The organism is Hymenobacter sp. BT559 (assembly GCF_016427535.1).
Taxonomy (GTDB): domain Bacteria; phylum Bacteroidota; class Bacteroidia; order Cytophagales; family Hymenobacteraceae; genus Hymenobacter.
In genome coordinates this window covers 673,788-688,877 of the sequence record NZ_JAELXV010000003.1, presented here as the reverse complement: position 1 = coordinate 688,877, position 15,090 = coordinate 673,788, and the positions used below count along the sequence as shown (strand labels likewise).

Genomic DNA, 15,090 nt, shown 5'->3' with positions numbered 1-15,090 from the left:
TTATTAGATGTCCCCACATCTGCTTCACATAACCTTTATTTACCAAATAATCCAAAAACCTGCGGCGCTGAATCCGTTACAAAACTAATTGCACTGATTGTAAAAATGCAAAAATAATTGCACTTTTTTATCAATGATATTTATTTCCATCTGCTTAACAGTTATTTATATTTTATAGGGTTCCGCTTACAATATAAACTTGCTTAGCAGCATCCTATTTTACTGAAGGTATGCGAATGAGAACTAGGCTTTACTCCACAGCTCTGAGCCATATTATATACCTCGACAAAGAACACAAAGACCTTTTGTCACTCTCTGACAAACGTCTATAGATAAAGGACAAATCCTTAACTAGAACCCGTTATGTCCTGCAGCACAAAGCTTAGCCTTTTTTGCTCTCACATATGTCCCTAGGTCGCTTGCAAACTCTTGAGTAGCATGAGCCAGTCATAAAACGCGAGGGGTCTGTAGCATTCAGCACTATTCGGGCATTGGCTTGTACAAACGTAGCCAACGGTGCGTAGCTTTACTGAGACTGGCTGGCTGCGCTTTTTCTCACAAGAATTAGTCATCAGGCTTCGTTCTTTAAAGGTGGCAAACGGCACGTTGCCTTCTGAGTAGCTGCCGCTTTGCCTGTTTCCTTACTCGCTCTACTATGCCCGCAGCGCTACCGTCTCCTGCCCTATCTGCTCCTAGCCGCCCCACCCCCATTACCGATAGACCTAGCCCACTACTGCGTGCCAGGCGCCGCAGCCCGGCCAGCTGGCTGCTTACACTGCTGTTTTGGCTGTTGGGTAGCGCCATCCACACGGCCCTAGGTCAGGCTACACCGAGCGCGCCGCCCGAGTGCAGCCAGGATGAGAAGTTTGCCAATACCTGGTATTTCGGCTATAAGGCCGGGCTGGATTTTAACCAGGCCACCGACTCTATTCCGCCGAAAGTGCTGACCGATGGCCAAATGGTAGCGCCCGCCGGCGCCGGGGTAATGTCAGACGGCACCGGTAAGATTCTCTTTTATAGCAACGGCGACACTATTTGGAATGCCAATGGTAGCATTATGACTAATGGCACAGGTATGGGCGGTAACCGGCTTGTCACCGACGGCCCCCTACCTATCCGGCTACCCGGCAGCCCTCCCCCCGGGATGCCAAATAGCGAAACACGCTACCTCATCTTTACACAAGATGCGGCGGGCGGCCCCAAGGGCTTGAGCTGGTCGGAAATTATAATTCCGGCGGGCGGTGGGCCTGGCACGGTGACGGCGGCCACCAAGAACACGCCTCTCACCCAAGGCACCACCGAAAAGATGACGGGGGTGTTTCACAAAAATGGCTGTGACATCTGGATTATCGTGCACGGCTGGGGCGATGCCAAAACGGGCACTGCCAACCGCGGCGATGCCTTTTTAGCTTACCGCGTGCGGCAGGTTGCCGGTGCTGGCTTAGGCCCGGTCCTCATCGACGCGCCTATTATTTCGCCCGTGGGCTCGTTGCACGCGCCCAGCGTATCGCCAATGGGCTACCGCGGGCAGATGAAAATAACGCCCGATGGCCAGCGGCTAGCCGTAGCGCGCTATAGCGAAGTGGTCGGTGACAGCAGTAGCACCGTCGAGCTATTTAGCTTTGACACTAGTACGGGCCGGGTGAGCGCCAATCCGCAGCAGCCATACGTTGTGGATAGCGGCGAGGGCAAGTACTACGGGGTCGATTTTTCGGCCGGCGGCAAACTCTACGCCACGGTGATGAACCCGCCCAAGCTGCTGCAATTTGACATCAGCGGCACGGCACCGCGCAACAAGCAAAGCATTTCGCTCAGGCAAACCACGCCGGTTAACCTAGGGTCGCTGCAATTAGCGCCGGATGGCAAAATCTACGTGGCCCGCGAAAACCAGCCGGCGCTAGGTTTCATTACTTATCCCGACTCGGTGGGTGATAAGGTCCGCTACGCTGACGATAGCCTGACCCTGCGGCTGAGCGGCCGCCGTAGCGGCCTAGGCTTGGTTAACTTCAACCAAAGCTCGCTGCTGCGAGTGGGCCCTAGCGCCGAAATAACTGGCTGCCGGCAAATCTCTTTCACAGCGCCGCCCATTGACTTCGACAATAAAACCTACGCGTGGGATTTTGGCGATGGGGCAACCTCCACCGAGGAAAACCCGGTGCACGTGTATGCCACACCCGGTGACTATGATATAAAGCTACGCATCACCACCAACTGCTTTTGTCGCGAAAGCTCGGGGCGGATTCGGGTGCCAAACCTGCCTGAGCCCGGTAGTATTGCTGGCCCTCAGACCTTGTGCGCTGGCACGGCCCCGGCCGCGCTTACCAGCACGGCTAGTGCTTCGAGCGATGCTGGCCTGCCGCTCCTTTACCAGTGGCAGTCGTCGTCGGATAATGTCAACTTCACCGATATTGGCGGGGCTACGGCTGCCGGCTACACGCCACCGAGCACTCTGCCCGTTGGCACGACTTACTATAAGCGGCGCGCCCTGCTACTCCTGCCGAATCAGTCAGGTCCTTACTGCACTCCCACTTTTACTGCTTCGGTAGCCATTACGGTGCTGCCAGCCTTGGCTGGTGGTAGCATTGCGGCCGACCAAACGCTGTGTGCGGGCACCGATGCAGCCCCCCTCACCAGCACAGCAGCAGCTACGGGCGGCAGCGGTACCCTCACCTACCAGTGGCAAGCCTCGCCCGATAACACGACCTGGACCACCATTGCGGGGGCCACGGCCGAAACCTTCGCGCCGGGCGCCCTTACGGCTACCACGTACTTCCGTCGCCAAGTTACCTCAGGTCCGTGCGTGGCCCTGTCTAATACCGTTGCGGTGACTGTGCAGCCCGCCGTGGTGGCCGGCACTATTGCGGCTAGCCAAGCGCTGTGCGCGGGCGGCACCCCAGCACCACTCACCAGCACCCTAGGGGCCAGCGGGGGCACGGGCGCCATTGCTTATCAATGGGAATCGTCGGCTGATAATGCTACCTGGACCGCCATTGCGGGGGCCACGGCCGAAACCTTCGCGCCGGGTGCCCTTACGGCTACTACATACTTCCGCCGCCAGGCAAGTGCCGCTGGCACCTGCGGGCCGGCCACATCTAACGTTGTTACCATCACCGTAGGCCCGGTATTGACGGCCGGTACTGCTGGCACCGACCAGACGCTGTGCCTAGGCGCCACCCCCGATGCCCTGAACCAGGCCACGGCCCCCACCGGCGGCACGGGCACGTTCAGCTACCAGTGGGAGTCGTCGGTTGATAACACCAACTGGACTGCCATTGCCGGGGCTACGAGCCCCAACTATGCGCCCGGCGCTCTTACGGCTACTACGTACTTCCGGCGCCAGGTTACTTCAGGCCCGTGCGGGCCAGTTTACTCACCCGTGGTTACGCTGACGGTGCTACCCGCCCTAACGGCCGGCACCATTGCGGCCGACCAAACGATATGCGCCGGGGGTACGCCCGCCCCGCTTACCAGTACGGCCGGCCCCAGCGGGGGCACCGGGCAGTTTAGCTACCAGTGGGAGTCATCAGTTGATAATTCTAACTGGACTGCTATCAGTGGGGCAAACAATCCGGAGTACGCGCCGGGCGCTCTCACGGCTACTACTTATTTCCGCCGCCGGGTAAGCTCGGGTAACTGCGGCGTGGCATACTCGCCTCCCGTTGCGGTAACGGTGCTGCCGGCCTTGGTGGCTGGCACTATCGCGGCCAACCAGACTATTTGCGCGGGCACCGCGCCAGCCCCGCTCACCAGCACCCTAGGGGCCAGTGGGGGAACGGGCACATTTGCCTACCAGTGGGAGTCATCTGCCGATAACGCTACCTGGACCACCCTACCAGATTCTAATCCGGACTACGCTCCCGGCGCCCTCACGGCTACTACTTACTTCCGGCGTCGAGTTACTTCAGGCACGTGCGGACCAGTATTCTCTAATGTCATTACCATCAGCATCGCGCCAGCGCTGACGGCTGGTACTATCGGCCCCGACCAAACGCTGTGTGCCGGCGTCATACCGGCAACTATTAATAACCTTACTGCCCCTACGGGTGGCACGGGCTCTTACACTTACCAGTGGGATTCCTCCGACAATAATGCCAACTGGGTCCCGATAGTTGGGGCCATTGGCCCCGAATACAGACCGGGCTCACTTGCGGCCACCACCTACTTCCGGCGCCGGGTCACCTCCGGGCTGTGCGGCTCCGCGATTTCGGCTTCGGTCACGCTCACAGTGCTGCCAACGCTGACTGCGGGCACCATTGCAGCCGACCAAACTATATGTGCGGGCGCTACTGCCGCACCGTTCACCAGCGCCTCGGGGGCTAGCGGTGGCACTGGCACTTTTACCTACCAGTGGGAGTCATCTGCCGATAACGCTAACTGGAGCTCTATTACCGGTGCCATTAATCCTACTTTCGCGCCGGGTGCACTTACGGCTACTACCTATTACCGCCGCCGGGTTACTTCAGGCACTGGTACTTGTTCGACAGCCCTATCTAACGTAGTGACTGTACAAGTGCAGCCCGTCGTAACGCCTAGGGTAAGCCTGGCTACGCCGCCGGTGCAATGCCCCGGCACGGCCCTCACCTTCACGGCAGTGGTTACGGATGCGGGCGCCGCACCTACCATCAATTGGTTTGTCAACAACGTAGCGGCGGCTAGTGGCCCCACCTTCACCAGCAGCACCTTGGTCACTGGCGACCAGGTGCGCGTGGACGTAACGCCCACCGCGGGGCTGTGCAGCACGGGCCCCGCCACGGCTTCGGTTACCGTGACGCGCACGCCTACTACGACGCCCGCGCTCGCCATCGGCGCGCAGCCGAGCGGGCCGGTTTGTCCTGGCGAGCCCATCGCGTTCAGCCTCACGAGCGTGACGGGGGTGGGCCCTACCCCCAGCTACCAGTGGCAGATAAACGGCACCGACGTAGCGGGCGCTACCAACCCGGTTTTTACCAGCACTACGCTGCGCAGCGGCCAAACCGTGACGCTGCGCCTAAGCACCACCAACGAGTGCGGGCAGCCCGTAACGGCCGTTTCCAACGGCGTAGTGGTACAGATTCAGCCGCCAGTGGTGGTGAATGCCGGCCCCGACAAGGAGATTCTGGCCGGCACGTCTGTGACGCTGGAGGGCACTGCCGATGGCACCTACCCCGTGACCTGGACGCCGGCCCTAGGGCTGACTATTCCGCCCAGCGACCCGCTGCGCCCCATTGCCGCGCCGCTCGTCACTACTACTTATACCCTCTCGGCCGGCACCGGTGGCTGCGCCAGCTCTGACCAAGTCACCGTGACCGTGCGCCCGGCCATTCGTATTCCTAACGCCTTTACACCTAATGGCGACGGGCGCGACGACACCTGGCAGATTGAGTTTATCGAGCAATATCCCGACAACACCGTGACTGTGTTTAATCGCTGGGGCAACAAGATTTTCTCGGCCGAAAACTACAGCCGGGCCAACGAGTGGCGTGGCGACATCAATGGCCAGCCCGCTCCGGTGGGCACCTACTACTACGTCGTGGTCACGAAGGGCCCGCTGGGTAAGTCCTACGCAGGGTCGATTACCATTCTCTATTAATCACATCGGGCGTTGGGCGCCGCCGTGGCGCCCAACGCTATTTTCTTCCTAGGTAGCTACTGAGGCCACTACTACTATGAAAAGAGCGCTATCGCTACTCCTGTTTTGGTTGCTGCTGACTACTGTGCCCGTGCTGGCCCAGCAGCAGGCGCAGTACAGCCAGTACATGAACAATAACTACATTCTGAACCCCGGCGCCACGGGCGTGGAGGATTACATTGATGTGAAGTTCAGCTACCGCACCCAGTGGACGGGCCTCGAAGGAGCCCCCAAAACCTACTATGCCAGCATCACCTCCTCGCTGGGCAAGTGGCGCACCACAGACAAGCGCACCATGCGCGACCGGCTGCGCCCGTTTCACGCCATCGGCGGCATCGTGTACAACGACGTGACTGGGCCCACGAGCCGGCTAGGCGCCTACGGCTCCTACGCCTACAACGTGGTGCTGACGCGCGAAATCCGGGCCGCCCTAGGGGTGTCGGCTGGCATGCAGCAATTCGCAGTAGATGGGCAGCAGCTTCAATTTTATGACCCCACCACGCGCGGCGCCAGCGCGGCTTCGCGCGTGTTTGATGCCTCGGCCGGCCTCTGGGTATACAGCCCCAACTTCTACGTAGGGGTGTCGGGGGCGCAGCTGCTGGGCAACCGGCTCAATTTCTCCTACGGCCCTGGCCAAGTGGGCGCGGGCGCGCCCGGCAACTCGCTGCGGCGCCACTATTTCGCCACGGCCGGGGTGCGGGTGCCGCTCAGCCCCGAGTGGTCGCTGGTGCCGTCGGTGCTAGTGAAGGCCGTAAACCCGGCTCCGCTCTCGGTCGATATCAACGCCAAGATTAAGTACCAGGACCTGCTGTGGGCCGGCGTATCGTGGCGGGCCTTCGACTCGGTAGTAGCGCTGGTGGGTCTCAGCTACGAGCAGTTCACGCTGGGTTATTCCTACGATGCTGGCACCTCGCAGCTGGCCAACTACAACGCCGGCAGTCACGAAATACTACTGGGGCTGCGCCTCAAGAAAAGAGCGCAAGTGGTTTGCCCTGACAACCGCTTCTGGTAAGGTTGGCCGCTGGCCACGGGTGGGCGCTTTGCACTGGCACGAGCCAATGCAAAGCGCCTTTTTCTTTTATCACTAAGGCACTGGCTACTTGGCGCATGGCCACCCAATGCTGCCCGTCCCCTACCTAGGAAGCTCGCCCTAGGTGCCACCTAGGGCCTTGGCAATGCATAAAGCGTGTGCTTGGCTTCGCCCTGGGTAGTGCTAACCAGAAAATTTAAACGATTAAGCAGGACAGTTAAAACACTCTATAGCAAAGCATTCACCGAAAAGCGCAGTAGCTAAAAAAAAGTAGTCCTTTTAGCATTGCCGAGCCAACACCGGGAGGTATATCTTTAGAGGCGAATAGCTTATTCAGTAATTAAATCCCACCCGAAAAAGCATGAACATTCTCCTTAGCAGCCTCGTGGTCGTTGCAAGCTTGGCGCAGCCAGTTTTTTCTGCCAAGCAGCCCGCCAAAGCCAAGCCGCAAGCTTTGTTTGATGGCAAGACCACCAAAGGCTGGCACACCTATCTCAAGCCCACGGCCGAGCCGGCCTGGCAGGTAGTCGATGGGGCCCTGCAGCTCGACCCGAAAGCAACCGGCCGGGGCGACTTGGTCACTGACGGAGAATACGAAAACTACGAGCTGAATCTGGAGTGGAAGATTTCGCCCGGCGGCAACAGCGGCGTCATTTTCGGAGTGCACGAGGACCCGGCTTTCCACGCTACCTACGAAACGGGCATCGAAATGCAGGTGCTCGATAACAAGGACGCCGACGACAACAAGAAAGCCAATCACCTAGCCGGCTCGCTCTACGACATGCAGGCCCCGGCCAAGGACGTGGCCAAGCCCGCCGGCGAGTGGAACCTAGTGAAGCTGCGCAAGCAAAACGGCCACCTCACCTTCTGGCTGAATAAGACCAAAATCGTGGACGTGCAGATGGGTAGCCCCGAGTGGCAAGCTCTAATAGAGAACAGCAAGTTCAAGACCTGGAAAAACTTCGCGGCATACCCCAAAGGCCACATTGCCCTGCAAGACCACGGCCACCAGGTAGCCTTCCGCGCCATCACCATCGAGCAGTTGTAATTTCTGACCTAGGAGAATGGATAATTTTGAAATCAAGAAGTCGGCGACGGTATACGACGCTATTGTAGTAGGCTCGGGGGCCGGGGGCGGCATGGCCGGCTACGTACTGGCGCACGCCGGCCTAAAGGTGCTGATGCTGGAAGCCGGGGCATTTTTTGACCCTAGGGAAGATGCGCAGCAGCTGAAATTCTCGTACGAGTCGCCGCGCCGCGGCGCCTCCACCACCCGGCCCTTTGGCGACTTCGACGCGGCTTACGGCGGCTGGGAGATTGAAGGCGAGCCCTATACTACCAAGGACAAAACCGAATTCAACTGGTTTCGGGCCCGCATGCTGGGCGGCCGCACCAATCACTGGGGCCGCATCTCGCTGCGCATGGGCCCCAATGACTTTAAGAGCCACCACATCGACGGCCTCACCGACGACTGGCCTATCACTTACGACGAGGTCAAGCCCTTCTACGACAAGGTAGACCGCCTCATCGGGGTATACGGCACGGTGGAAGGCCTGGAAAACGAGCCCGATGGCATCTTCTTGCCGCCGCCCAAGCCTCGCCTTAACGAGCTGTTTATCAAGCAGGGCGCCGCCAAAGCCGGCGTGACCGTGATACCCGGCCGCGGCTCGGTGCTTACCGAGGCCCTGCCAGGCAATAAGGACCGCGGCACTTGCTTTTTCTGCGGGCAGTGCGGGCGCAGCTGCAAGGTATACGCCGACTTTTCGGCCTCTTCTTGCCTCGTGATTCCGGCGCTCAAAACCGGCAATTTGAAAGTCATTTCCAACGCCATGGTGCGCGAGGTGCTGACCGGTGCCAATGGCCTGGCTACTGGCGTGTCCTACGTGGACAAGAACGACTTGCAGGAGTACGAGGTGAAGGCCAAAATCGTAATTCTGGGAGCCAGCGCCGGCGAGTCGGCGCGCCTGCTGCTCAACTCCAAGTCGCCGAGCCACCCCAACGGCCTGGCCAATAGCAGCGGCGTGGTAGGCAAGTACATCCACGACTCGACGGGTGCCAGCCTGAGCGGCTTCCTGCCCCAGCTCATGGACCGTAAGCGCTATAACGAAGATGGCGTGGGCAGCGTGCACATCTACAGCCCGTGGTGGCTCGATAACAAGAAGCTGGATTTTCCGCGCGGCTACCACATCGAGTACGGCGGCGGCATGCATATGCCGGCCTACGGCTTTGGCAAAGGCATCCAAAACCTGAATGGCTTGGTGCCCGGCCGCGATGGCAAGATGAAAGAAGCTGGTGGCTTCGGGGCTTCGCTCAAAGACGATTACCGGCGCTTCTACGGCACGCAAGTGGGCATGGCCGGCCGCGGCACGGCCATCGCGCGCGAAAGCAACTACTGCGAAATTGACCCCGACGTGGTGGACAAGTACGGCATTCCGGTGCTGCGCTTCCACTACAAGTGGACCGACGCCGAAGTCAAGCAGGCTAAGCACATGCAGGAAACCTTCCAGGAAATCATGCACGGCATGGGGGCTGTTATCACCTCCAAAATACCCGGCGCTGACACTAACTATGGCCTGGAGGCGCCCGGCCGCATCATCCACGAAGTGGGCACGGTGCGCATGGGCGACGACCCCAAGAAGTCGGCGCTCAATAAGTGGTGTCAGGCCCACGACTGCCGCAACCTGTTTGTGGTTGACGCGGCGCCGTTTGTGCAGCAAGGCGATAAAAACGCCACTTGGACCATTCTGGCTTTGTCGATGCGCACCAGCGAGTACATCCTTGACCAGCGCAAGCGCTTAATCTTGTCTTAATTAGCCCTAGGTATCCATGAAAAGACGTGAGTCATTAAAGGCCATCGGCCTAGGCGCCCTCAGCACCGGGCTGCTGCTCGATGGCTGCCGCCCCGATACGGCTAAGGCACCCGCCGAGGCCTCCAAGACCGCCGATACGCCCGCCAAAGTTGCCGGCCGGCAGCCCTACGAGCTAGAGCGCGACCAGAAGCTGCACGCCGAAACGTTCTTCACCCCGCACGAGATGGCCACGATAACCGTCTTGGTGGACATCATCATTCCCAAAGATGAAAAGTCGGGCAGCGCCTCGGATGCCAAGGTGCCCGAGTTTATCGAGTTCATTGTTAAGGATATCCCCGAGCACCAGGTACCCCTGCGCGGCGGCCTGCGCTGGCTCGATGTGCAGTGCGCCAACCGCTTCGGCCAGCCGTTTGTGAAGTGTACTTCGCCGCAGCAGCTAGAGCTGGTAACCAAAATAGCCTACCATAAGCGCGCCACGCCCGACATGCGGGCCGGCGTGGCTTTCTTCAACCGGATGCGCGACCTTACGGCCAGCGGCTTCTTCAGCAGCAAGATGGGCATGGCCGACGTTGGCTACGTGGGCAACTCGCCCAACCGCTGGACCGGCGTACCCGCCGATGTGCTGAAGCAATACGGCATGGAGCACGTCTAGGGCCCCTATCCTGCCTTAGCAGTTAGCAAAACGAGTTTGGCCCCACCTAGGGCGGCGCTACCAATGGTAGTCCGCCTTAGGTGGGGCCAAACTCGTTTTACCAACTCACGCGCGTCTACTGCGCCGAGGGCGGCGGGGTCTTGCTGCCCCAGGCTTTATTGGGTTGCGCGCCCATCGTGAACACCAGCTTGCCGCCTTTCATCAACTCGTCGCGGTAGAGCCAGCAGTTGTTCAGCGGCTTGCCGTTCAGCTCAGCCGACTGTACGTATAGGTTGGTCTTGGACGTGTTTTTGGCTTCAATAACCAGCTTCTTCTGGTTGCCCAGCTGGATGGTAGACTTGCTGAAGATGGGGCTACCCAGCTCGATGATGGGCCGGGCATCGGTGAAGCCTTTCACGTCGAACAGCCCTAGGGCCGTGATAACGTACCACGAGCCGAGCTGGCCCTGGTCCTCGTCTTGGCCGTAGCCGTAGCCGTGGATGGGCTCGGTGCCGTAGAACTCATCGCAAATCTGGCGGGTCCACTTCTGCGTCAGCCAGGGCTGGCCCGAGAAGTTGAACAACCAGCTGATGTGCAGGCAGGGCTGGTTGCCTTGGTTGTAGATGGCGTTGACGCCGGCGAAGGCATCAATTTCCTTGCCACCGCCAAAGCCCGTTTTGGCCGAAGCCGTAAAGATGCTGTCGAGGCGGTTGTTGAACTTGTCGCGCCCCATCGCTGCAATAAGGCCGGCAGGGTTCTGCGGCACGTAGAAGCTGTACTGCATCGCATTGCCCTCCTGGAAGCCGCGCCATGGCTCAAAGGGTTTGAAGTTGGCCGCGAACGTGCCGTCGGCCAGCTTGGGCTGCATCAGCTTGCTCTGCGGATTTAGAATCTTTTGCCAGCCGTTGGAAAGCTTAATGAGCTGCTCGTAGTCGGCTTTCTTACCTAGGGCCTTCGCCATCTGGGCGGCCGCGAAAGCGCTGTAGCTGTACTCTAGGGTATGCGAATTGGCGAAGTAGGCGCCCGTCGAGTCGGTCTTGTACCACTCGCCCTTGTACTCTTTATAGTCGTCGCGGAAAGGCACGTAGCCGTACTGCGTGAAGGCCTTCACGTCCATCTTGCCCGAGCCAAAAGCGCGATTACGGTAGTTCAGTTCGTTGGCACGCACAGCCTGGTAGGCCAGGTTTACGTCGTAGTTGCGGATGCCCACCTGGTAGGCACCGGCCACGGCTAGCCCCACGAAGTTGGTACCTACGCCCGACACAAACTCGCTATTAGCCAGGCCGTCGCCAAACCAACCTTTATCGCGGTACACTTGTAGCTCGGTGTTCACGTAGTTGCCATACCACTCAGGGTAACTCAGCGCCCACAGCTGCGTCAGGTTCCAGTAGCCGCCCCAAATGGCGTCGGTGTTGATGAACTCGGGCTTGGGGCCGGGGCCGCTAGCCACTAGCTGCCCCACCTGGCCGGCGTGCTTGGGGTAGGCACCGCTCACGTCGCTGGCAATGCCGCGACCTAGGAGGGCGTGAAACAGACCGGTGTAGAACTTGGTCTTGCTTTGCTCATCGGTACCTTCTACTGCGATTTTGCCCAGCTCGCGCTGCCAGGTGGCTTGCGCCGCGGTGCGGGCCTGGTCAAAGGTCAGGCTCTTGGCTTCGGCCAGCAGGTTGGCCTTGGCGTTAGCAATGGAAGTGTACGAGAGGCCGATTTTCAGCTCCACCTTCTCTTGCGCGGCAGTTTGATAGTTCAGCACTAGGCCCGCGCCCTTGCCGGTGGCCGACTTAGTATTGGGCTGGGTGCCGGCAGCTGTGAAGGCGCCCACGTTGGCCGGTGCCTTGCTGATTTCACCGTAGAAGTACATGTTTACCTTGCCGCTAGGGTCATAGGTTTTCACGTACTTGGGGTAGGTGTTCACGAAGCCCTCCACGTGCGTGGCGTCCACCATCCGGATGCTGGCGTCGGTCACGTCGCTGCTTTCGCCCTGCTTGTTGCCGATGTCGAGAATAATGTGCGCCTGTTCGCTCTTGGGGAAGGTATAGCGGTGAAAGCCTACCCGCTTGGTGGCCGTCAGCTCAGCCGTGATACCGTAGTCGTCGAGCAGTACTTTATAATAGCCGGGCTCGGCCACCTGGTTTTTGCGGTCGAAGCGCGAGCGGTAGCCGCTGTCCGGCTTGTCGAGGTCGCCGGGCTGGGTGCGCAGCTCGCCGGTGGTGGGCATAAAGCTCACGCCGCCCACCTGCCACTCGTGAAAGTGCACGAAGCCCTCGATAGAGTTCTGCCGGGTGTCGTAGCCCACCGCTTCCCAGCCCGAGGCATTGCCGTAGTGGCCGTTGGTAGAGGGCGCCAGCTTGGCCATACCGTAGGGCACGGCCGCGGGCGTGTAGAAAAACCAGCGGCTGTGCGCCGTGCCGATGTTGGGGTTTACGTACTTCAGCACGTTAGACGCTTTGGCCGCGCTTTGCGCGTTAACCTCGCCCGCCGCCAGCAGCAGTCCCAGCGCCCCCGCGCTAGCCTTGACAATCAATTTCATACAGGAGTTTTAAGAATAGCAAGTGCAAAAAAATGCCCGCGCCCGGCTCCACCAGCCAGACGCGGGCGGACCAGACCGCACCCCACCGCGCAGCCCGGTCCTTATCGTCAACTAGGTAGTTGTGGCAACCTAGAGGAGCTTGCGGGCCTGTAAATCGGCCATTATTTCAAACATCATCACGCCGCTCAGCTGCGTCGAGCCATCGACAGTGCCGCCCGGCCGCGAAGTCCAGTTGGTATTGAATAGAAACTGTGGCCGGCTCGTGCCTTTGTTGTACAGGCTCTCGCCGTTGAACTTGAGGAAGGACACATAACGGGCGCGGGTAGCGGCCGCCACGGCGGGGTCAGTGGCGAGCTGCGCTAGGTAGCGCACCAAAATGCCTTTGAACAAGCCCCCATCGCCGCCGCCTTCATCCTTGAGCACGCCGCCGGGCGCGAGCTGGCTGTCGTTGAGCACGTAGCCGGCCGTGCGGTTGGCGTCGTCGAGGTAGGTGCTCTGCTGGGTAGCGCGGTACAGCTCCAGGCCGGCCCCTATATACACGCCCTGGTTGTAGGTAAAGCGCCAGTCCTTGTCAATCTGGCCGTTGCCCTGGCGGTTGATGCCGTCCCACACCACCCCGGTGGTAGGGTCCACGAGGGTCTTTTTCTGCCAGTCATAAATCTTGGTGGCCCAGGCTAGGTCGTCGGGGTTGCGGTCGAGCTGGTAGAGGCGGGCACCTAGGATGGCTACCGGCGCGTTGGCTGGCGTGTTTTTGTAGTCGCGCTGGTCTTTCTTCCAGGCTATGCCACCGCCCTGCTCGGTGTTCCAGCCATTTTTGAGGTCGGCCCACAGCAGTTGGGCCGTGGCTTTATATGACTGGTCCTGCGTTATCTGAAACGCCCGCAGGTTAGCCAGGGCCTGCCAGGCCATGTCGTCGTAAAAATTGTTGAGGTAAGTGTTGCCGTTCTTCTTCTTGGCGCCCTGCTGCAGCTGCTGCATCTTGGTGATGTAGTCGAGCACTTTGGTGCGCTGGTAGCCATCGAGCAGCACGTCGAGGCCGTGGCCCTGCCACCAGTAGTTGAAGTCGGGCTTCTTAGCGCTGTTCTGCAAATAATAGTATTCGGTAGGCGACCAGAAGGACTGGTCGAGTGCCGCCTGCGCCGAGTCGGCGCGGGCAGACCAGTTGGCCACTACGGCCACCGGCTTGGGGGCCGGTGGCGTTATCATATCATCAACCGGTTCGTTGCAGCCAGCCAGGAAGGCTAAGCCTAGTAACGCGCCGGCATTTATCCGAAAAGAGGGCATAAGCACGAGGGTTAAACCTTGTTATACAAAGACGTTGCTACCTAGCGCACTTTCACCTGGTGGGTATAGGCAGCGGGCTGCATCATCACCAGGATGTCTACACTCTTGCGGTCGGCGGTGCCCGGAAACTTATAGGAGTTGTTCCACTGGTCGGTACCCACCGGCACAATGTTGAAGTAGGCCGCGGCCGTGTTGGCCGTAGGCGGTTGGTTGTCGGTGTTAGTGCTGCCGTACTGGCGCGCCGCTACGGTACCCGCGGCGTTCTTTTCGGTGAAGACAAACTTGTAACGCTCGTCGCGGCCCCAGTCAAACTGGAAGAACTCAATCGGGGTGTTGTCGATTTCCCACAGGCCTTTGCCTACGTAGGGCAAGGTCACCGTCACTTTATTCTGCGCCGCTACCCACAGGCCCACCGACTGAATCTCGGTGAGCACCGACGAGCCGTTGTTGAAGTCGAGGGTTACGCGGTACACGGCCGCCGTGGTGGCGGGGCTGGTGGCGTTGGCGCCTTGCAGCAGCTTGGTGCCATTGATGTAGTATTCGGTGGGCGTGCCGGTGGTTTGGTCTACCATCTTCACGTCGCCGGGGCCAAGCTTGGTGTAAAGCTCAAACACCCCCGACGACAAGCGCTTGAATGGCAAGGCCTGGCTGAGCGTGGCGCCGCCCTCGGTGCCCGAGCCCGTGAGGTACAGGTTGCCGGGGATAACCGAGAAGCCAGCGGGGCGCTCGACCGTGAAGGTGCGCGCTGCCGAGGCGGGCATCACGTTCAGGCCCTTCGAGGCGTTCACCATCCACTTCATTTTGCCTTGGCTTTGCGAGGCAATACCGGCCAGGTTGGCGATTCTGTTCAGGTCGCCGTGGCTGAGAGTCAGCTTATTTTCGAGGCCATTGGTGCCCGATACAGTGCTATAAACCGGCTTCGAGAAGTCGCCGCCATCTTTGTCAAACAGCACTTCGTAGAGCACCAGCGTGCCATCGGCGGCGCGGGCCTGGCTCCACTCAAAGGTCACGGCCGCGTTGGAAGGCGGGTCGAGGCGGAAGAAGCTGTTATCGGCGGGCGAAATGTAGTTCGACACCGGCGTGATGGTGTCGTCCAGGGCCTTTTCGTCTTTCTTGCAACCAGCAAGCAGACCTAGGAGAGCTACGAACAGTAGCAGTGGGTGGGAAAACTTTTTCATGGTAAGAGAGGCGAGGAGA

The 15,090-nt window shown here is 59.8% G+C and carries 8 protein-coding genes; 5 read left to right on the top strand and 3 right to left on the bottom strand.

The genetic code is table 11. The features are described 5' to 3' along the window. Positions 1 to 655: 655 nt before the first annotated feature. From JAO77_RS13590 to JAO77_RS13570, 5 genes are all read left to right on the top strand, one after another. Complete coding sequence (locus JAO77_RS13590) at positions 656 to 5,569, top strand: DUF8696 domain-containing protein (RefSeq protein ID WP_198990907.1); 4,914 nt, start codon at positions 656 to 658, stop codon at positions 5,567 to 5,569. A 76-nt stretch (positions 5,570 to 5,645) separates the two neighbouring features. Further along, entirely contained in the window at positions 5,646 to 6,620 is a 975-nt protein-coding gene (locus tag JAO77_RS13585) for a PorP/SprF family type IX secretion system membrane protein (protein ID WP_198990906.1), read from the top strand. Between the two features lie 379 nt (positions 6,621 to 6,999). Next, positions 7,000 to 7,686 (top strand): 3-keto-disaccharide hydrolase, encoded by a 687-nt coding sequence (locus tag JAO77_RS13580; protein WP_198990905.1) that lies wholly within the window; start codon positions 7,000 to 7,002, stop codon positions 7,684 to 7,686. 16 nt (positions 7,687 to 7,702) lie between these two features. Further along, the gene (locus tag JAO77_RS13575; protein WP_198990904.1) at positions 7,703 to 9,448 is read left to right on the top strand and encodes a GMC family oxidoreductase; all 1,746 of its coding nucleotides are present in this window, start codon (positions 7,703 to 7,705) and stop codon (positions 9,446 to 9,448) included. A 16-nt stretch (positions 9,449 to 9,464) separates the two neighbouring features. Continuing rightward, the gene (locus JAO77_RS13570) at positions 9,465 to 10,100 is read left to right on the top strand and encodes a gluconate 2-dehydrogenase subunit 3 family protein (RefSeq protein WP_198990903.1); all 636 of its coding nucleotides are present in this window, start codon (positions 9,465 to 9,467) and stop codon (positions 10,098 to 10,100) included. A gap of 115 nt (positions 10,101 to 10,215) precedes the next feature. Here JAO77_RS13570 and JAO77_RS13565 read toward each other — a convergent pair whose 3' ends face one another. The 3 genes from JAO77_RS13565 to JAO77_RS13555 form a co-directional block, all read right to left on the bottom strand. Further along, positions 10,216 to 12,609, bottom strand: a complete 2,394-nt coding sequence (locus JAO77_RS13565; RefSeq protein ID WP_198990902.1) for a GH92 family glycosyl hydrolase — start codon at positions 12,607 to 12,609, stop codon at positions 10,216 to 10,218. A gap of 129 nt (positions 12,610 to 12,738) precedes the next feature. After that, entirely contained in the window at positions 12,739 to 13,893 is a 1,155-nt protein-coding gene (locus JAO77_RS13560) for a glycoside hydrolase family 76 protein (RefSeq protein ID WP_198990901.1), read from the bottom strand. Positions 13,894 to 13,934: 41 nt separating this feature from the next. Further along, complete coding sequence (locus tag JAO77_RS13555; RefSeq protein ID WP_198990900.1) at positions 13,935 to 15,071, bottom strand: SusE domain-containing protein; 1,137 nt, start codon at positions 15,069 to 15,071, stop codon at positions 13,935 to 13,937. Positions 15,072 to 15,090 lie beyond the last annotated feature (19 nt).

What these genes read in the sequence shown, in the direction of transcription:
- JAO77_RS13590 (WP_198990907.1), top strand. Translation starts at nt 656, where the DNA reads ATGCCCGCAGCGCTACCGTCTCCTGCCCTATCTGCTCCTAGCCGCCCC.
- JAO77_RS13585 (WP_198990906.1), top strand. Translation starts at nt 5,646, where the DNA reads ATGAAAAGAGCGCTATCGCTACTCCTGTTTTGGTTGCTGCTGACTACT.
- JAO77_RS13580 (WP_198990905.1), top strand. Translation starts at nt 7,000, where the DNA reads ATGAACATTCTCCTTAGCAGCCTCGTGGTCGTTGCAAGCTTGGCGCAG.
- JAO77_RS13575 (WP_198990904.1), top strand. Translation starts at nt 7,703, where the DNA reads ATGGATAATTTTGAAATCAAGAAGTCGGCGACGGTATACGACGCTATT.
- JAO77_RS13570 (WP_198990903.1), top strand. Translation starts at nt 9,465, where the DNA reads ATGAAAAGACGTGAGTCATTAAAGGCCATCGGCCTAGGCGCCCTCAGC.
- JAO77_RS13565 (WP_198990902.1), bottom strand. Translation starts at nt 12,609, where the DNA reads ATGAAATTGATTGTCAAGGCTAGCGCGGGGGCGCTGGGACTGCTGCTG.
- JAO77_RS13560 (WP_198990901.1), bottom strand. Translation starts at nt 13,893, where the DNA reads ATGCCCTCTTTTCGGATAAATGCCGGCGCGTTACTAGGCTTAGCCTTC.
- JAO77_RS13555 (WP_198990900.1), bottom strand. Translation starts at nt 15,071, where the DNA reads ATGAAAAAGTTTTCCCACCCACTGCTACTGTTCGTAGCTCTCCTAGGT.